The sequence below is a fragment of the Arthrobacter ramosus genome (assembly GCF_039535095.1).
Taxonomy (GTDB): Bacteria; Actinomycetota; Actinomycetes; order Actinomycetales; family Micrococcaceae; genus Arthrobacter; species Arthrobacter ramosus.
Map to the genome: position 1 here is coordinate 3,666,888 of NZ_BAAAWN010000001.1, position 18,480 is coordinate 3,685,367.

16 protein-coding genes are annotated in these 18,480 nt (G+C 62.0%); 13 read left to right on the forward strand and 3 right to left on the reverse strand.

Features of this window, described 5'->3' with window-relative positions; translation table 11 throughout:
• Positions 1–34 precede the first annotated feature (34 nt).
• From ABD742_RS16915 to ABD742_RS16930, 4 genes are all read left to right on the forward strand, one after another.
• The gene (locus tag ABD742_RS16915; protein ID WP_234751182.1) at positions 35–1,351 is read left to right on the forward strand and encodes an MFS transporter; all 1,317 of its coding nucleotides are present in this window, start codon (positions 35–37) and stop codon (positions 1,349–1,351) included.
• Positions 1,344–2,609: an FAD-dependent oxidoreductase gene (locus tag ABD742_RS16920; protein ID WP_234751181.1), complete on the forward strand. Its 1,266-nt coding sequence runs from the start codon at positions 1,344–1,346 to the stop codon at positions 2,607–2,609. The genes ABD742_RS16915 and ABD742_RS16920 overlap by 8 nt, the downstream gene beginning before the upstream one ends.
• A 109-nt stretch (positions 2,610–2,718) precedes the next feature.
• Complete coding sequence (locus ABD742_RS16925; protein WP_234751180.1) at positions 2,719–4,155, forward strand: flotillin family protein; 1,437 nt, start codon at positions 2,719–2,721, stop codon at positions 4,153–4,155.
• 8 nt (positions 4,156–4,163) lie between these two features.
• The gene (locus ABD742_RS16930; protein WP_234751179.1) at positions 4,164–4,406 is read left to right on the forward strand and encodes a hypothetical protein; all 243 of its coding nucleotides are present in this window, start codon (positions 4,164–4,166) and stop codon (positions 4,404–4,406) included.
• Between the two features lie 69 nt (positions 4,407–4,475).
• Here ABD742_RS16930 and ABD742_RS16935 read toward each other — a convergent pair whose 3' ends face one another.
• On the reverse strand, positions 4,476–6,368 hold the full coding sequence (locus ABD742_RS16935) for a polysaccharide deacetylase family protein (protein ID WP_234751178.1): 1,893 nt from the start codon (positions 6,366–6,368) through the stop codon (positions 4,476–4,478).
• A 371-nt stretch (positions 6,369–6,739) separates the two neighbouring features.
• Here ABD742_RS16935 and ABD742_RS16940 point away from each other — a divergent pair, with 371 nt between their 5' ends.
• The 8 genes from ABD742_RS16940 to ABD742_RS16975 all read left to right on the forward strand — a co-directional run bounded on the left by ABD742_RS16940 (position 6,740) and on the right by ABD742_RS16975 (position 13,750).
• Entirely contained in the window at positions 6,740–8,008 is a 1,269-nt protein-coding gene (locus ABD742_RS16940; protein WP_234751177.1) for a glycosyltransferase family 4 protein, read from the forward strand.
• Positions 8,005–9,444, forward strand: a complete 1,440-nt coding sequence (locus tag ABD742_RS16945; protein WP_234751176.1) for a UDP-glucose dehydrogenase family protein — start codon at positions 8,005–8,007, stop codon at positions 9,442–9,444. The genes ABD742_RS16940 and ABD742_RS16945 overlap by 4 nt, the downstream gene beginning before the upstream one ends.
• Positions 9,445–9,723: 279 nt before the next feature.
• Positions 9,724–9,990: an uberolysin/carnocyclin family circular bacteriocin gene (locus ABD742_RS16950; protein WP_234751175.1), complete on the forward strand. Its 267-nt coding sequence runs from the start codon at positions 9,724–9,726 to the stop codon at positions 9,988–9,990.
• Between the two features lie 73 nt (positions 9,991–10,063).
• Positions 10,064–10,555, forward strand: a complete 492-nt coding sequence (locus ABD742_RS16955) for a stage II sporulation protein M (protein WP_234751174.1) — start codon at positions 10,064–10,066, stop codon at positions 10,553–10,555.
• Positions 10,556–10,565: 10 nt separating this feature from the next.
• Complete coding sequence (locus tag ABD742_RS16960; RefSeq protein WP_234751173.1) at positions 10,566–11,174, forward strand: hypothetical protein; 609 nt, start codon at positions 10,566–10,568, stop codon at positions 11,172–11,174.
• 36 nt (positions 11,175–11,210) lie between these two features.
• Positions 11,211–11,618, forward strand: coding sequence for a hypothetical protein (locus ABD742_RS16965; RefSeq protein WP_234751172.1), 408 nt, complete (start codon positions 11,211–11,213; stop codon positions 11,616–11,618).
• Between the two features lie 6 nt (positions 11,619–11,624).
• Positions 11,625–13,154 carry a hypothetical protein gene (locus ABD742_RS16970; RefSeq protein WP_234751171.1) on the forward strand — a complete coding sequence of 510 codons (1,530 nt, stop codon included), beginning with the start codon at positions 11,625–11,627 and terminating at the stop codon, positions 13,152–13,154.
• Positions 13,106–13,750 (forward strand): ABC transporter ATP-binding protein, encoded by a 645-nt coding sequence (locus ABD742_RS16975; protein WP_234751170.1) that lies wholly within the window; start codon positions 13,106–13,108, stop codon positions 13,748–13,750. Before ABD742_RS16970 ends, ABD742_RS16975 begins: the two co-directional genes overlap by 49 nt.
• Before the next feature lie 19 nt (positions 13,751–13,769).
• Here the strand turns inward: ABD742_RS16975 and ABD742_RS16980 are convergent, their stop codons facing one another.
• Positions 13,770–16,115 (reverse strand): helix-turn-helix transcriptional regulator, encoded by a 2,346-nt coding sequence (locus ABD742_RS16980; protein ID WP_234751169.1) that lies wholly within the window; start codon positions 16,113–16,115, stop codon positions 13,770–13,772.
• Between the two features lie 905 nt (positions 16,116–17,020).
• Here ABD742_RS16980 and ABD742_RS16985 point away from each other — a divergent pair.
• Entirely contained in the window at positions 17,021–17,653 is a 633-nt protein-coding gene (locus tag ABD742_RS16985; protein ID WP_234751168.1) for an excalibur calcium-binding domain-containing protein, read from the forward strand.
• Between the two features lie 356 nt (positions 17,654–18,009).
• Here the strand turns inward: ABD742_RS16985 and cspE are convergent, their stop codons facing one another.
• The gene (gene cspE, locus ABD742_RS16990) at positions 18,010–18,213 is read right to left on the reverse strand and encodes a transcription antiterminator/RNA stability regulator CspE (protein ID WP_028266315.1); all 204 of its coding nucleotides are present in this window, start codon (positions 18,211–18,213) and stop codon (positions 18,010–18,012) included.
• Positions 18,214–18,480: the final 267 nt, after the last annotated feature.

An 18,480-nucleotide genomic window follows, 5' to 3' on the forward strand; every position in this document is an offset into this window, starting at 1 on the left:
TGGTACCGGCGAGCATCGGCCACACAGTGGTGGGATGAATCACACACCATCCGCTGCAGCGCCGGAGCGGACCCAACAACAAGGCGTTCCCCACCTCCCCAGGGCCTCCACCCGGTTCTCCAAGCGTTCCGCCGCCGCTGTGCTGGTCTGCTGGTTACTGGTGGTTTTCGATGGCTATGACCTCATCGTCTACGGCACCGTGCAGTCGTCCCTCATCACCGACACAGGCTGGGGGCTCACGAAAGCCACGGCCGGCACGGTCGGTTCGATGGCCTTCCTGGGCATGATGATCGGAGCCATCTTCGCGGGCAGGATGTCGGACAGTTGGGGCCGCCGACGGACCATCATCGCCTGCGCCGCACTGTTTTCGATCTTCACCATTCTGTGTGCGTTCTCCCCGAACGCATTTGTCTTCGGGGGCTTGCGCTTGCTGGCCGGCATCGGTCTGGGCGGACTTGTTCCCTCGGCAAATGCCTTGGTCGCGGAACTGGTCCCCGCCAAATGGCGGTCCACGATCGCCACGCTGATGATGTCCGGAGTGCCGATCGGCGGCTCGATTGCCGCGTTGGCAGGCATTCCGCTGATTCCCGCTTTCGGCTGGCCGGTCATGTTCCTGGTGGCCGCCGTGGCCCTGCTCGTGGTGGTTCCGCTGGGCATGCGCTTCCTCCCGGAAACACTCCCGCAGACCCTCCTGGCCTCAAAGAATGCGAAGCAAACAGTGGGCTTCAAGTCCCTGCTCCGGGCTCCCTACCTCGGCATGAGTCTCCTGTTCGCGATCTCCACCCTCGTGACGCTCTTTGCCTGGTACGGCCTGGGCACCTGGCTGCCGAACTTGATGCAACTGGCAGGCTACAACCTCGGATCAGCCCTGACGTTCGCGCTGGCGCTCAACCTCGGTGCCGTCGTCGGCTCGGTGGCTACCGCTTGGGCGGGAACCCGCTTCGGTCCCATCCCGACGGCGATCGCGGCAGCCGCCGTCGCCGCCGTCGCGCTGGCCGTACTGGTAGCGGGTCCGCCCGTAGGACTTGTCTACGTCATGTTGGTGCTGGCCGGGGTCGGCACCCACGGAACCCAGTGCCTCATCATCGCGGCGGTCGCCAGCCATTACCCGGCGCACTTGCGCGGCACAGCGCTCGGCTGGGCGCTCGGCGTCGGCCGCATTGGAGCGGTCGCCGCACCCCAGGTAGGCGGACTGCTGCTCGCGGCCGGGCTCGGCGTCAACTCGAATTTCCTGGCATTTGCCGGGGCCGCCGCCGCCGCGGCCATCCTGCTCGGCGCCATCGGCGCGAAGATCAAAACCGCCAATACCCAATCCAAAAACACCACCTCTGTAGGAGTTAGCAATGTCTAACCGCAAACCGTCCACTGAAGTCCTCGTCGTCGGCGGAGGGATGGCTGGCCTTGCCGGCGCCCTGGCCCTCCGCGCAAACGGCGCCGAGGTGACGTTGGTTGAGCAGGCCCCCGAATTCGGCGAGGTCGGCGCGGGACTGCAGATGGCTCCCAACGCCTCCCGCGTCCTGAAGCGCTGGGGCCTCCTCGGGAAGGCGCTCGAGATCGGCGTCCGGCCCAAGCACTTGGTGTTCCGCGACGCCCTGACCGGTGAGGAACTCACGCGGCAGACCCTCGGTGGCGAGTTCGAAGAGCGCTACGGCGCTCCGTACGTGGTGATCCACCGCAGCGACCTGCACCGGATCCTGTTGGAGGCCTGCCAGGACGCCGGCGTCCGCTTGGTGAACGACGTCGTCGTCGAGAAAGTCGGGACCGTGAACGGCCGCGGAGTGGCACACACCGCGAACGGCGACGTTTACGAGGCCGACGTCGTGCTCGGCGCGGACGGCCTCAAGTCCACGCTCCGCGCCGCCGTCGCGCAGGACGGACCGGTGTCGTCGTCGTACGTCGCCTACCGCGGAACGGTCCCCATCACGCCTGAGACCCCGGCGACCGATCTCGAAGACGTCGTCGTCTACCTCGGTCCGGACTGCCACCTCGTGCAGTACCCCCTGCGCAAAGGCGAACTGCTCAACACGGTGGCGGTCTTCAAGTCGCCCTCGTTCGAGCGCGGGGAGGAGCAATACGGCGGCGTCGACGAACTCGAGGCCGCTTACAAGGACTGCATTCCGGCAGTCCAGCTAGCGTTGCGGAACCTTGCGACCGGCATCCGCTGGCCCATGTACGATCGCGATCCCATCGAGAACTGGATCGACGGCCGCCTGGTTCTGATGGGCGATGCCGCACACCCTATGCTCCAGTACTTGGCACAGGGAGCCTGCCAGGCGCTTGAAGACGCGGCGGTCCTCCAAGACTCCACTGTCGGCACCGTGTTCACCGACGACGGCGTGGACACCGCTGCTTGGGACCGCGCCATCAGCGATTTCAACTCAGCCCGCGCAGCGCGCACTGCCCGCGTCCAGCGCACGGCGCGTGTCTGGGGAGAGTCGTGGCACGTGTCCGGCGTTGCGCGCATCTTGCGGAACCTGCTGTTCAAGAGCCGCAAGGACGGCGACTTCCAGTACAACGACTGGCTGTACGGCCAAGAGGGCGACGGCGTCCCCGTGGTTCCGGCGGAAGGCACTGCGAGGACCGAAGCGTTGGCGGGAACGCACGCCTAGCAGCATCCGTTGTGTCAATTGTAAGTAAACAAATTACTGGACTCCTGGAGCAGACCACCGCAGACTGACTACACGAGCCGCTTGGGTGCTTGCCGTTGAAAGGACAGTCATGTTCGACCTCGTTGTTTATCTCCCTATTCTTGTCACCGTATTGGGGGTAGTTGTCGCCATTGCCGTTATTCGGCTGCTCATTAAATTGATGTGGAAGGTGGCTGAACCAAACGAGGCATTGATCATTTCCGGCCTGACCCGTGGAAGTTTGGACACCAGGGACGGAATGGATTTCAAAATCGTCACCGGGAAAGGCGCCTTGGTGGTCCCCGGGCTCCAAACCGTAAGGACCTTGTCCCTCACGCTGAATGAAACAGAACTCCAGGTCAACTGCGTGACCTCGCAAGGTATCCAGGTGATCGTGGAGGGCGTGGTTATTTACAAAATCGGTGACGCCGCACCTTTCATTGCGAATGCCGCGAGGAGGTTTCTCGGCCAGCAGCCCAAAATGCAAAGCCAGGTTTACAACGTTTTTGAGGGGCATTTGCGCTCGATCATTGGCAGCATGACCATGGAAGAGATCATCCGTGAGCGCGACAAACTTGCGTCGTTGGTCCGCAGCGCCAGCGGCATAGAAATGGAAAAGCTTGGCCTAGTGGTTGATTCCCTGCAGATCAAGGATCTCCAGGACCCCACGGGTTACATCCAAAACCTGGCCAAACCGCACATTGCGCAGGTCAAAATGGAGGCCCGCATCGCTGAAGCCACTAGGAACCGCGAGGCCGCGGAGAGGGAGGCCGAGGCAGCTGCCCAGATCGCGGACGCCCAAAGCATCTCGGCGATCAAGCAATCAGCGGCACAAGCCAATGCCGAAACGGCCAGGGCCAACGCCGCCCAGGCAGGACCGTTGGCTGATGCCACGGCGCGCCAGCAAGTGGTGGTCCAGGAAACCGAGGTGGCCAAGCTGGAAGCGGACCGCGAGGAGCAGAAGCTCCAGACGTCCATCCGGAAGCCTGCCGATGCAAAGGCATACGCCCAGCGGACCGAGGCGGAAGCCCAAAAGGCCGCCGACATCAGCGCGTCCGAGGCGCGGGCACGGCGAACGGAACTCGAGGCCCAGGCGAACGCCCGCAGGGTGGAAGTCGAAGCGCAGGCCAACGCCACGGCGGCGGCAGCCATCGCGGGAGCTACAAAGATCACCGGTGAAGCCGAAGCGGCAGCCACCAGGGCCCGCGGCGACGCTGCAGCCTCCGCCATCAAGGCCAAGTCCCTGGCGGAAGCGGACGGCATCAAAGCCCGTGCCGAGGCGCTCGGAACCAACCAAGAGGCCGTGATCTCCCAGCAGCTTGCGGAGAACATGCCCGCGATCGTGGCAGCCGCGGCCGAACCCTTTGCCCACGTGGGTAACCTGACGGTCCTCAACGGTGGCGATGGCCTCAACAGCATGGTGGGTGGGATCCTGTCCCAGGTGGGCAACTACCTGCCCTCGATCACAGCAGCGCTCAAGAACGGCAAGGAGCCGCCCAAGCGGCCCACCAAAACCCCTGATGCATAGGGAAGCCGATGCACAAAGAGGTTGATCGGAGCCTGACGGGCAAAATCGGTAGGGTCACGGGTCGTATTGGGCCAGGCACCGTGGGGGAAGTGATGCTGCCGTTCCACGGCGGCACAAGCGCCTTCCACGCGCATCCCTTCGATAAGAGCAGTGTTTTCAACGTGGGTGATGAGGTGCTTGTCATCTACTACGAGCCGCCCGGGACAGTATTCGTTGACGAACTGCCGGAGGTTCTGAAGGCTGCGCGATAAGAGCAGCCCGACAAAAAGCTGAGGGCGGCTAGTTCGCCGCCCTCAGCCCGGTTGTCACTGATGGATTGCTCAGCCCAGCGGCGGAGCTCCCACACTGTCGTACATCGCGTAGTCGTCAGTGGTGACCGATCCGTTGCTGAACAAGCTCAACCCGAAACTGATGGCAGTGGCCCCGGCAGGAAGTGCCGGCGTCGTGAAGCTTGCCTGGGTATAGGTGGTGGCGGTATTCAGCCACGGTCCGGAGGTCCAATACACCCAGTTGTTTGAGGCGTCACGGTAATACAAAACGAACTGTGTGACGGCTGTGGCGGTGTACCAAACTCGCACCGAGTAGGTGTGTCCTGCGACGCCCGCAGGTGGGCAGGTACTGGTGTCCATTGTGGGAAGCAGTTTCGCGTCACCGCTGGAGTATCCCGTGATGGTGAGTTTCTCTGCTTTGGTACCAGTGTGTGCGGTAGCGACCGTGCTGAACACGGCGGTGTTGGTGCCGTATCCACCGGCCTGCCAGCACTGCGGGAACGGGCCCGTGCCGGCCGTTTCAAGGCTGGGGTTTTGTACCAGGTTGCCGCCGGCTGGTGGTGGCGGCGGAGGCGGTGGCGGCGTGCCGACGTCGAACATCTCGTAGTCGTCGGTGGTGAGCGTGCCGTTGCTGAACAGGTTCAACCCGAAGCTGATGCCGCTCGCGCCGGCAGGCAGTGGAGGCGTTGTCCATGTGGCCTTTTGAAAGGTCGTGGCCGCTGGGAACCAGGGGCTTGATGTCCAATACTTCCAGGAGCCTACGCCGATCCGGTAGTAGAGCTCGAACTGGGTGCTTGTGGTCGATTTATACCAGGCACCTAAGGAATAGGAGTTCCCGGGTGTGGCTGTGGGTGAGCACCCTCCTAGGTCAAGGGTGGGCAGCAACTTCGCATCGCCGTCGACATATCCACTCACCACGAGCTTTTCAGCGACGTTCCCTGTGTGTCCCGGCCTGACGGTGGAGAAAGCCGCGGTGTTGGTGCCATAACCTGCTGCGGCCCAGCATTGCGGAGCCCCGTTGACCAAGGTCTCAAGGCTTGGGTTCTTGACCAGGTTGCCAGTACCCTCCGGCGGTGCCGGCGGTCCCGCGACGAGCGGCTTGACTGTTCCGCCGATCACCTGGGCCACCGTCTTGACCGTGGTGGTTGCTGGCCGGGACTTGAGCCACGTGGCGAACTGGTTGAACAGGGTCGGGGTGATGTTCAGCGGATCCGTGCTGGTAGCTGAAATGTGGTGGAAGGTGAGCTGGACCCACCCGCCTGCGGGCTCCGCCTGGGTGACTGACTGTTGCAGGTCTGCCAGGGTCCAAGTGTTGTCCACTTCATCCGGGGCGGCCGTGTTGTACGGGTTGGCAGGAGGGATGGTCTCCGCGAGCGGGCACCCGGCGCAGCTGAACCGCGTCTTGATGTCACCAAGATTGCGGGCACTGTTGAAGCCGCAGTTCTTGACGATGGTTTCGAGGGATGCATTCTCGGCAGCGAATGGATACGCGAAGTCAGTGATCGTGAATCCAAGGTTGCTGAGGTTCACCCTGTCGTTGCAAATTTGGCGAGTTGCCTCATCCGACGTCACGGTGGTCAGGTCCGGGTGCGTAACGGTGTGGCCTGCAATCTCATTGCCGTTCGCCACAAGGCCCTGCATGTCGCTGGTCGTCATGTAATTCGGGTTGTTAATGAATCCGGACGGCGTGAAGAAAGTGCCCACCAGGCCCAGGCTCTGCATGGTCTGCGCAGCGTTGAGTTGGTCGGCATTTGCGTCGTCAAAAGTCAGGGTCACGACGGTGGGATTGGCAGCTTGGGCTGCGGGTGCGGTGATGCCGGCCGTGACACCGGCGAAAGCAAGTACCACCACAACGGTGGAGAACCATGTGAACCATTTGCCGGGGATCGTCCCTTTGAACGTCCGGTGCTGGTCAACCTGGTCAGTACGGTTGAAGAGTTTCATAGGGTCTGGCTCGATTCTAGACAACGGCCTGGCCGGACATACGGGCGGCGCGGGGTGATTCACCCTGCGCTGTTCAGCATCCGAGGGCGCGGCGCCCAGTCAGCGCCCTCTTGCCGAAATACCCCGGTGCCCGGGACAAGCCCCAGTCATGGCCACGAGGTTCATTACCGTTGTCACCGTAAATCGCGCGGATATTGGGGAATAAGAGTAACTTCTACCCGTCTTTCAGCTCCGTAAATACCTAGATCGACGCATTTTCCGCCGCTCAGGATTCTCCACTCGGGAATCAACATCAATTTGTTAACCAAACCTTCCCCTTGCGGTCACGCCCATTCCCCCGCTTCGCCAACCTCCGCGCACACCGTGGAGGGGTGAGGATCGCTATCGTTGCCGAATCATTCCTGCCGCTCATGAACGGGGTTACGCACTCCATCCTGCGGGTGCTGGAGCATCTGCAAGAGCGCGGCGACGAAGTAATGGTGATTGCGCCGTCGACGTCGGACACTGCTGTCTCGGACGTCGTGAATGGCGCTTTTGTCCACCGCCTCCCCTCCGTGCCCTTGGCCGGGTACACAAATGTGCGGGTGGCGTTGGGCGGTGTGAGCCGGGTCAAGAGAATCCTCGCCGACTACGCACCGGACGTCGTCCACCTCGCATCCCCTTTCGTCCTCGGATGGCGGGCTGTGCAGGCTGCGCACCAGCTCGGCATCCCCACGGTTGCCATCTATCAAACCGAGGTCCCCAGCTACGCCGCCCGGTATGGCGTCCCCATCCTGGAGAACTGGGCATGGAACCGGGTGGACAACATCCATCTTCGGGCAGACCGGACGCTGGTCCCGTCCACGTTCGCGCTCAACCAGTTGCGCGGCCGCGGGATCCTCAGGGTGGGCATGTGGCGGCGCGGTGTGGATACCGCGAGGTTCTCCCCCACCAAGCGCTCGACGGCGTGGCGCGCCTCCGTAGCGCCCCACGGCGAGCGCATCATCGGCTATGTCGGCCGCCTCGCGGTGGAGAAGCAAGTGGAGGACCTTGCTGTGCTGGCGGACCTGCCGGGAACCAGGCTTGTCATTGTGGGCGACGGTCCGCAACGCGCCGCACTCGAAGCAGCACTGCCAAACGCCTTCTTCACCGGGTTCCTCGGCGGCGACGAATTGGCCCAAGTCGTGGCGGGCCTTGACCTCTTCGTTCATCCTGGCGAGTTCGAAACGTTTTGCCAGACCATCCAGGAAGCCATGGCCTCCGGCGTCCCCGTCGTAGCCACCGGCCGCGGCGGTCCCCTCGATCTCGTGGAAAACTCGCGGACCGGCTGGCTTTACGAACCGGGAGACCTCGCGCAGTTGCGGGGCTACGTGCAGGACCTGGTGGGCGACGACGCCAAGCGCCGTGCTTTCGGAACGGCGGCACTCGCTTCGGTCCAAGGACGGACCTGGCCGGTCCTGAGTGCCCAACTCGTCGAGCATTACAAGGCGGTGATCGCCGGCGAAGCGCTTGTTGAGCCGACCGCTGCACCCAGCCACCCGCTTCAGGCGGCCGAACTTCAGGCTGCCGAACTTCAGGCTGCCGAACTTCAGGCAACCGCGTTTCAGCCGGCCGAGCCTGCCACCATTTCCGTGACTTCCAGCAAAGGACTCCCAGCATGAAAATCTCCGTTGTAGGCTGCGGCTATCTCGGTGCGGTACACGCCGCCACGCTCGCGTCGATGGGCCACACCGTGGTGGGCATCGACGTCGACGCCCAGAAGGTGGCCCACCTGAACAAGGGCTTCGCTCCCTTCCACGAACCCGGCCTTGATGAACTTCTCCGGGACGGCTTCGCCACCAAGCGGCTCACGTTCTCCACCGACTTCGCCGATGCCGCCGACGCCCAGACGCACTTCCTTTGCGTGGGTACCCCTCAGTCCAAAACGTCAGATACCGCGGACCTCTCCTACGTGATCGCAGCCACGAAGAGCCTCCTCCCGCACCTGGCGAGGGGCGCCGCCGTCGTCGGCAAATCCACCGTTCCGGTGGGAACAGTGGACATGCTCCGCGGCATCCTTGCCCGCAGGCCGGATGTGCTGCTCGGCTGGAACCCCGAATTCCTGCGTCAGGGCACGGCAGTGAAGGATTCGTTGGTACCGGATCGTCTGGTCTACGGCGTGCCGGGCGGCAAGGACTCTGCCGCCGGCGCCCCGGTCACGGCTGCCCTCGACGCCGTCTACGAACCGCTGATTTCCGCCGGGATCCCACGGCTGGTCTGCAACTTCGCGACGGCCGAGCTCATCAAGTCCGCATCCAATGCGTACCTCGCCACGAAGCTCAGCTTCATCAACGCGATAGCCGAACTTTGCGACGCCTCAGGGGCCGACGTTACTGAGCTCAGTGAGGCGATGGGCCTGGACCCGCGCATCGGCAACCGGTACCTGCACGCAGGCCTGGGTTTCGGCGGCGGCTGCTTGCCGAAGGACGTCCGCTCGTTCCGCGCACAGGCACAGGCGCTGTCCGTGCCTTCCCTCGATGAGTGGATGGGTGTGGTCGATTCCATCAACCTGGGCCAGCGCGCCCGCGCCGTGGACGTCGCCCGTGAAATGTGCAAAGGCTTCCTGTCCGGCCGCACCGTCACCGTGCTCGGCGCGGCCTTCAAGCCGGACACTGACGACATCCGTGACTCCCCCGCCCTTGACGTCGCCCTCCAGTTGGCCGCGGCCGGCGCCCACGTTACCGTGACCGATCCCAAGGCCATCAACAATGCTTGGATGCGCCACCCTCAACTCCGCTTCGAAGCGTCCACCACGCGCGCGCTCGAAGACGCTGAGTTGGTGCTGCTGCTGACCGAATGGGACGAATACCGAGCCCTCTCCCCCGCCGCTGTCGGTTCGCTCGTACGACGCCGGATGGTGCTGGACGCGCGGAACGTCCTGGACGCTGGAGTATGGCGGGCGCAAGGCTGGACGGTTCGCGGGCTCGGAACCGGCTCTCACGCTGCGCCTTCGGAGCCGATGGCTCAAGTCAAACCTCCCGTCGTTCCTGTCAAACCGCTCAACACGCGGCCGTTCATTGTCGGTTCGCCGGCCAAGGCGCCGTCGACGAGACGGTAGCTTTGCTTGGCCGCGGCCGTGATGAGGGCCGCCAGCGGGTCTCAGTGTTTTTGCCCTGTGAACACGTAGACGGGCCCGCAGGCACACGGAGATCCGGCTTGTTCACACTGAGAAACGGCCTTTGGCACACGGATTTTTCCGTTTTTTACACGTAGACGCCAATTTCACCGAGAGAATCTGAATCGTGGATGGCCTTCCTTGAGGAGGGGCACCACGTTTCAAGGCCAGCAATACCGTTGGCCGTTCTACTCGAGAAATGGGGTTGTAGTGGAATCAACAATGACGAAAAGGACCGGCCTTCAGGCCGCGGCCGCGGCCGCGCTGGCTGTGGTCGGCATCTTCGGCGCGAGCATGGCCGTTTCATGGATCGCGGGGTCCCTCGGCATCTCTGCCGCGGCGGCGTCCCAGATTGTGAACGCCATCGAGGTCGGAGGCTGGGCTCTCGTTGTCATCGGCACTATATTCGGGGCAGGAATCACTGGCGCCTTGATCGCAACGGCTCGAGGAATCCTCTTCCGCATCGGCCGGGCGCAAGCAGTCGCGTAAATCGATGCTTGCTAAGACAGCACGCGTGCTTGGGGGCATCCCTGGATGGTTGCTCCCAAGCACGGGTCTGGCCATGGCAGCCATAGCCGTCTTCGGTTACTCGGCCGTGGACCTGTCCTGGATCCGGGACGCGAAGGACATGGGTGGGAGTCCCCTCTACAGCAAAGACTTTCTCCAGATCCTCGGCCGGAACGTCGGCGCGGCCTTGTTGCTCTATTCGGGGGTCGCGACCCTTGGGCTCACTACGCTTCTCGGAGCCGGAATCCTGGCGCTGTATGTCGGGGCGACGGTATCCCTCGGGGTGCATTCCGTCGGCGGGACCGGCCTGGTTGCCGACGTGATTTGGTATGTCCCGTTCGAATTCTTCGGCCTGGTGATGGCGGCGACCGCCGGATTCCAGCCCGCCGCGGGCCTCACTCGCAGGCTGCTGATGAAGAACGAGCCCGCAACTGTGCGCTCGTTCATCGACGACATGGCCCGTTCCCTCGGCACCTTGCTCATTGCCATCGCCTTGATAGTCCTCGGTGCCGCCATCGAGGCCATCGTGATCCAGCTAAAGACCTGAGGAGGACTTCATGACCAGCACGGAAGACGGCCGAGAGTCCGAAACCGTCATCAGCGTCGCTAAGGTCGGAAAGTTGCAGCCCGAGCCAACCGCGGCCAGGGAATGGGTCCCCACGTCCCGCGCTCTGTGGATCGCGGGCTACATTCTGCTGATGGCCTTGGTGGCCCTGCGGCTTCCCCTGACCAGGAAGTATCTCAGCGCGAACGTTCCGGCGGAAGTGCGGTCGGAAATCGGGGACGATCGCCTGCTGAATCTCTCCATGACGGTGGGCACCGTTTTGTTCTTTCTTCTCTACGCGGTAATCATCGCTTTGTACTTTTCCCTCGCCGCGTTCCTGGACAAAAGAGTGATCCCGGGAAAATGGCTACTCGCGGGCCGCTTCAATATCGGAGCCTTCTTTGTGATCGCCATTCTCGCCACGATCCCCGTGAATCTCTTCAGCGTGGTGTTCGGCGTCCTCCAACCGCGGGATGTCCCCGGATATTGGGCCTATTTCCCCTCGATGGCCGTTCTCGCCCTGGCGATCTTCTACCGACATTGGCGCGGGTTTTCCACAGGCAGGAAGATCCTCGTTGTGCTTTCAGCCATAGCTCTGTCAACAATAGTTGCCATCGGCTGACCTTCTTCAACCACCACCCACGGACAGAAATTCTCAATGACTACTCAGCTCTACAGCCTTCTTCTACGAATCGTGGGCCTCATGGTCGCTGCATTCTCCGGCATTTCCCTCGGCCTCATTTGGGCTTCTCCTGCCCCGGAAGGCCTCAACAATATTGATCCGCTCGCCCTGAAGAACACAACGGTCACCGTACTTCTCGTCTTCGGAGTGGCAGCACCCCTGATTGCGGCATTCAGCCCGGCCGGGAAATGGCTGCCGCTCAAGGCGGCCGTTTTCGCCGTCGCCGGTTTTGCCAACGCGGCGACCCTCAGTCCGGTAATAGTTGTCCCGTTCCAGGGAACGACGTCGGCCGTCGCCGTCGTCTGTGCGCTCGGGCTTACGGTCCTCACCGTTGTGGCCTTCATGGACTCAGTCCAGAAGAAGAGTCCGCGGAGCAAGTTCTAAGCGCTGATGACGGCCAAAGTCTCTCCCGCCGACGTCGCAGGCCAGGTTTCGAGCGCCAGAGTCACAGCCGCGTCGGTCCGGCGGTCCGACTACCGAATCCTGCGGGACTTCCGGGCGTTCGAAATCGTCAATGCGATGCGTTTGCCGCTCACGTTGGATGGCTTCAGGGCCCTCGCTATCTTCGGATCGATAGCCTTGGTCCTGCTCGGAACAACGGCGTTCGCGTCCACGATGTCCGTTCTCCGCGACGGCCCGCTCCGCCATGACGCGGCCGCTGTGCTCAATTGGGGATTCCTCGCGATCCTCTACTCCGCTGTCGCGACAGTGCTCACCGAGGTAGTTTCGAGCCGACGGCTGGCAGTCTCTGGCACTCCGCACTTGGAGCTCTTCCGGGCGATGGAACTTCCCCTCCCGCAGGTTGTGGTGAGATACGGTCTGGTCCCGGCGTTCCGCCGCACAGGCATCCTTTGGTATTCAGCCGCGGTATTCCTTCTGGTCTTCTTCGAGGAATCGTCGAGCTACATCGACGTCGTGGCGGCATCCATCTCCGTCCTGACTCTCGCGTCCTGTGCTTGCGTCTATTGTGTTCTCCATTTCGCTTCGACGCCTGCACGACGGATAGGCCTCCATTGGAGGTACTGCCTCTTGGCTCTCGTCCCCGGAGTGTTGCTTGGGTTGGCCACCGGCTTCCTCGTGCCTCAGCTCTCCCGGCTGGACGGCCTCGCCGAGGACCCCTCGCGATTCCTTCCGGCGTTGTGCTTGCTAGCGGCTGTTGCATCCGGGGTATTGATCCTCCTCAGCATCCGCGCGTGGCGCCGCCTCAGCTACCGCAAGATTTCCTTCAGCGCCGCACGGGGCGGCTGTCAGCGACCGGTGACAAACTTCGGGCTTTTCGTTGTCACTGATCTGTTGAGCAGCAAACAGGGCTCGGTGATCACCACCATCGTCCTCGCCTGGATCGCCGTCGTTGGCATCCTCCTGGGAGCGAGGGGCATCCTCCCCCTTCACTCAGCTCTCGGCGTCGGGGAACTGCACAAATCCTTGATTGGTATTGCCGTGCTCCTGAGCTTGGGCGTCACGGAACCGATGCTCTATCGGATCGGGCCCACAGCGAAGCTGTACCACTACCGCTTTGCGTGGGAGAACGGCGTCTCCGCCACTGCGATCGTTGTCCGGCTCGTCGGGATCTACGTTATGGCGGGGGCGGCCATCGGTGGGTTTGTCTTCCTGGGGGCACTTCTCGCCTTGGACATTCCGGCTCCCGGTGCTGTCCTCGCGGGCCTGATCGTCGCAGCGTCCGGAGTGGTCGCGGAATCGCTCTCCCGTCCGCCAACCACCACTGACGGCACCAAATCCAACGACGTGATGGACGGCCTCTTCACACTCCTCCTGATTTCTCCTTGCTCGCTCATCCTCGTTGTCAGCCCTGAGTTCAGCACCGTGCTGTTGCTGGGCTATTCCATCCTTTTGATCCTGGGAGCCGCCGTATGCCTGCACCAACGTCTTTTGAGGCTTCGATCGAAATTGATTCTGTAACCGCCGGCTACCGGCAAGGCTCACCCGTCCTGGACGGACTCAGTCTCGGCATGAACGAGCCGGGGCTCTACCGGGTGGCCGGCAGCAATGGCAGCGGGAAATCGACTCTCTTGGAGCTCATCAGCGGTTTCCTCGAACCTTGGGCCGGAAGCGTTCGTCTTTGCGGCATCGACGCCGGCTCTCCCGACGCGCGCCATGTGCGGAGCGTCTGCCGTACGACGCCGGCGCTCTACCCCTCCATGACCGTTCACGACCATCTGGCTCTTGCGGCCCGCAGCCGTCAGGTCGGCCCGGAGGCCGGGCTCGCCCGGCTGGCCAGATACGGATTGGAGGACTGGGCGGAACAGCCCGTCTCCATGCTGTCGACGGGCAATATCCGGAAGCTCTGGCTGCTCATGTGCACTGTCGCCGATACCCCTGTGGTCGCCATCGATGAGCCTTTCAACGGTATGGACGTTCGGGGAATCGAGGCCCTGATCGACGAGCTCGGCGAATGGGCACAGCACAAAGTAGTTGTCCTCATCTCCCACACAGTTCCGGAGCAACTGGCCGTTAGACATTCCTTCGTCTTCAAGCAGGAAGGAGGATCGTTGTAGACCGAAGCCCACGCGCGGCTCACTCCGAAAGCCGCTTCTCGCGGAACGGAGACGAATCCCGGACGAGGTCAAAGAGGGCGGTGCGGGAAGGGCTTCCGGTCTTGCGCAGCGCGTTGGAGACGTGGCTTTCAACGGTCCTGATACTGATTCCCAGATGCTCGGCGATCTCGGGGTTGGAGCGATGACCGGCCAGGGCTGCGATCTCGATTTCCCGGACCGTCAGGGGCGAGTAGCTTCCGGAGCTAAACGCGACGGGTTCATCCTCCGAGGGAAATCGTGTCGCGAACATGGAGTACGCCCGGTCCATCGCTGCCGCGCCGATGGTGTCGTCCACGAACGCATACCGCTTGAAAGCACCGCGAAGCAGCATCCGTACCTGGTAGAAGTCGACGTCGGGCTCGTAATGCTCAAGCAGCACGCCTAGCATTACGTGGTCGTCCTCCACTACCGCGGCAGCAATTGCCAAAAGCTGATCATGTGAAGTGGAGGAGGGATGCTCTTTCAAGGTCTGCCGAAGGAGTTCGAGAACCTTACGGCCGGGGAGCAGGCACGTGAAGAACAGTGCGGAATAGATCGCCTCGAGGATATAGCCACGTTCGAGCTGCCGTTGAATGAGTTTCGCGGCCTTCCCGTCGAATACAGCTGGGATAAGGGGCCGCGCGGCGACGAGTTCGTAGACTCCTCTCGCGGTTCCGGGGAGTGGGCCGATGTCTTCAGCTTCGCGCCTCGCCTGGGTGGCAAGGGTCGCTGCAGGCAAGATCGCGGACGTCGCCGTCCTCAGTCCAGCGAGCCTAAGCATGGCGTCGTGGAGGGAAGCCACCAGGAACCCCGGCCGCCCCATGGCAAAGATACTGCCCATGAGGTATTCGGCATCGTCGAAATAGCCGCGGTAGGTCAGGGCTTGGGCAGCCACATAGGTGTTGGAAACCATCCCGAATTGGTCCAGGTTGCGCCGGGCTTCTGCACGCTGGTCAAGCGCAAAGACAATTGACTCCTCAATCCGCCCCGAGCTGAACAATGCCATTCCGCGGATGAACGGTTCGATTCCCGGGATGCCTCTTAATCCGCCTGGAGGCTGGATGGCTTGGAGCGCGGCGGAAGGGTTGAATCGGTAGAGTTCCAGGATGCCCCGGATGCTGGATATGACACCGCTTTCAGGGTGACGATCGTCTAGCCGCGCGAAGATTTCGTCGAGGTTCTCCGGCATTCGATCGTAGGATGCCACGAGGAAAAGTTCCGCGGCTTCGGCTTCTGCGGACCATTCGGGACGTTCCTTCCCGAAGCTCCTGAGGACGCCGGCAGCAGAATCCAGTCCTTTGCCTTTATGGATCGCCCAAAGCGCTTTGGTAAATGCCAGGAACAGGAGATCGCACGATTCTCCCTCAGAGGTCAACGTCTGCGCGATCACGCGCTCAATTCTCGATGCGTCAATGGGCGATCCCCAGTAGACGCTCAGGAGTGCGACCGCATTCGACACCGATCTGTCGGCATCCCACCGCTCGTAGCGCTGGCGCTCCAGGACGGAGATTTGCTCATGAAAATGGCGCGCCGTGGCCGCATCGTCGGAGTTCCGTTCAAGGCGCAGCGCGGCCAGGACCCTCATCAGCGAATCGGCCGAGTTGAGGTCAATGCGGGATTCCTGCGGCAAACCACTGAGGGCTCGTGTTATTCGGCTCTTCAGGACCCGCCTGCTTGTGAGCACCCTTTGACCGCGGAAATAGTCGGCCAGGACCGGCGGGGTGATCGAAGCGCAGACAGTGTTGTGGAGATCTTCCGTGACGGAAATGAGGCCGCGCTGTTCGAGCCTGTCGAGAACGTCGGAATGGACTACCTGTTGCAGTACATCGAGGGGCGTCGTCCCGGCGATGGCCATGGCTTGGAGGCCAGTGAGTTCGTCGGGTTCAAGTCCTTCGAGGAGGGATTCCACCGTGCCATGGAGGTGCTCGTTCCACAGGGTGTCGCCTGTCATGTGCCATTGACCATGGCGGAGGACAATCAAGCCACTGAGGGAAGCAGTTTCCGCGATGCGAACCACAAGCCGGGGGTTCCCCGCCGATTTCGTCAGGATCCGGGCAGTGGTGTCGGCGTCCGCAGGAGCTCCCAGAATGTCGGTGAGGAGCTCGTTCACCTGCTCGTAGCGAAGCGGATTCAAGTGAACCCTGGCTTCCGGGCCGGGGCTGAGCACCGCAGGCTGTGCCATCGAGTAGATGGAAGACTCGTTCATGGTGACGATCATGGGCCGTTTTGTCCGACGCCGGACGGCGTCCAGAACCGCTACAGTCTCCGCGTCGACGAACTCGAGGTCATCGACTACAAGCACGCGCTCCCCTGGCCTGGAGAGTCGGCTTGCCAGGGTGTCAGCCACACCTAGAACTCCCAATTGGCCTATTCGAATATCCAGGCTCAGGCTATGTATTCCACCAAATGGTATTCCGCGATGTGAGCGGAGTCCCGAAATGGAGTAAACCGTCGCTCCGGTATTTTCCAGATCGGCGATAGCCTTTTGCGCGACACTCGTGCGGCCGCTGCCAGGCGCGCCGACAATTCGAACCATCATTCCGCGAGCAACGTAGTCCAGCGTTCGCCGAACTTCCTGATCGAACACTCGCGATCCAACTTTCTCTGATGCGCTGATCCAGCACTCTCCGGGCCCTAGGTGGTGCGAGGTCCAGACTATTCAACTGTTTCCTGCCCAAAGCCGGGCGTTGGGCAGGCGGACTCCCAAGCACTCCCGCGGAATCCCCCCGGGTGCGCTGACGAACCTCGTTCCAAGGGCAACCGTAAAGTCCGAAACCGCCATCTAAGTGTGGTTTTGGCGAAACTCAGTGTGCGCAGGGGGGCGTCTACGTGTGCCGACGTGGGGTTTTGTTCCGCATCTCCGTGTGCGCCGGCGAAATCTCAGTGTTCCCCCGGCGTCCGATGAGATGAGGTTTGGCGGTGGTTTCTCCATGGCTCTCCTGGTGGTGGTCTCTTGCTTTCGACGGTACGGGGGTTTCGTGGCCGCCTCTAGATCGAACCTCGCACATGTGGATATTTATTCGAATCTTCTTTTTCCAGATCGAACATATTTTCTAATACGGACCCGGTGCCGTGCTTTTGAGGGCGCCGTCAAGAGGCCATCTCATCTATGTGGACAACTTCTTCTTTTCTCGCATTTCAGATGCTAGGATCTGCTCACATTCGCGTCAAAAACTGAATCATTGGGGGCAATTAATGAATACTCGCGCGCCTAAAAACAACGGGGAAATAAAGCACGCGTCACACGACTTCTTGAAATATCGCAAAGCCGGCTTCAAGGTCTTTGCCATCGTCACGTCAACAGCCGCAGCACTCTCCCTTGCCGCGTGCGGCGGAGCTAGCCCGACAATTTCGCACGCCGTCGCTACGCAATCGGCTTCGGCTTCAGCGACTCCCACCCCAACACCGACGCCGACGCCGACGCCGACCGCGCCAAACTCAGTGTCCTGCGTGACGGAGAGCGCAACAGAGAGCTATCCACCCAAGCAGTTCATTTGCACCAAGTCGGACACGGGAGTCCTGCTCTGGATGGAAAGCTCAGAGTCCAAGCGAGTGACGGATGCGCGTGCGGCAGCAACCGCAGCGGCGGCGAAGGCGGCGGCAGACAAGGCTGCATCTGACAAGGCCGCGGCCGATGCCGCAGCGGCAGCTCAGGCAGCGGCAGCTCAGGCAGCGGCCCAGGCAAAGGCTGACGCCGATGCTGCCGCAGTGAAGGCACAACAAGACCAAGCCCAGGCCAGGCAGGTACAGCCGGTCGCGCCGTCGTCCGTTTACTATGCGAACTGCACGGCCGCCCGGGCCGCCGGCGCCGCACCTATCTATCGGGGTCAGCCAGGTTACCGGCCTGCGCTGGACAGGGATAACGACGGCATAGCCTGCGAATAGGGGTTACACAGGACAACCTAGGGACACCGTCGGATTCTGCTGGATCATTCTCTCCGTCGAAGTTGCCGGTCCCGTGATTCCGCGGGCCCGGAATTTGCCCATTCGAATGATTGAGCAGAATCCCACATCCCGGGCGAAGACGATCCCCGGACGGACATGACCAAGCCCAGGGCCGAGCGCTACAGCAAAAGCTGGGCGACACGCCAAATCCCTGGTGACACCTGGATTCAGGTGTCACCAGGGATCTAGCGCATCCCCGGGTAATTTGCGCGTCGCGAAGTAGTCACTCACCCCGGAAATAGGCACAAAAAAGCAGGGCCGGTCATTGACCGGCCCTGCTTTTTGAAATCCGAAGCTTAGAGAGCCTGGATGTTTACTGCCTGGGGACCCTTGGGGCCCTGCTCGACATCGAAGGAAACCTTCTGGTTCTCTTCGAGGGAGCGGTAGCCGCCCGAGTTGATTGCAGAGTAGTGAGCGAAAACGTCCTGGCTGCCATCTTCCGGGGAGATGAAGCCGAAGCCCTTTTCAGAGTTGAACCACTTGACGATACCTGTAGCCATTTTTTCAGTTTCCTTACTGAAGGTGGAGGTTGTCCCGACTGTCGGGCCTCCGGTGTGGGGTGTTCTCCACCGTTACTTCAGAAGGTCGCGGTTGATGAACCGCGGGAACTGCCTGAACTACCAAATGCCAAACACAACAACAGCTACAAGCATACAGGCCTTTGGGCGGATGGCTACTATTTGTCAAAAACCTTCATCTGCCGCGCGCCGTAACGCGCGCCGTAAACTGGACGGCTGCACACGGGCTGACCCCAATAATGTCCGGGA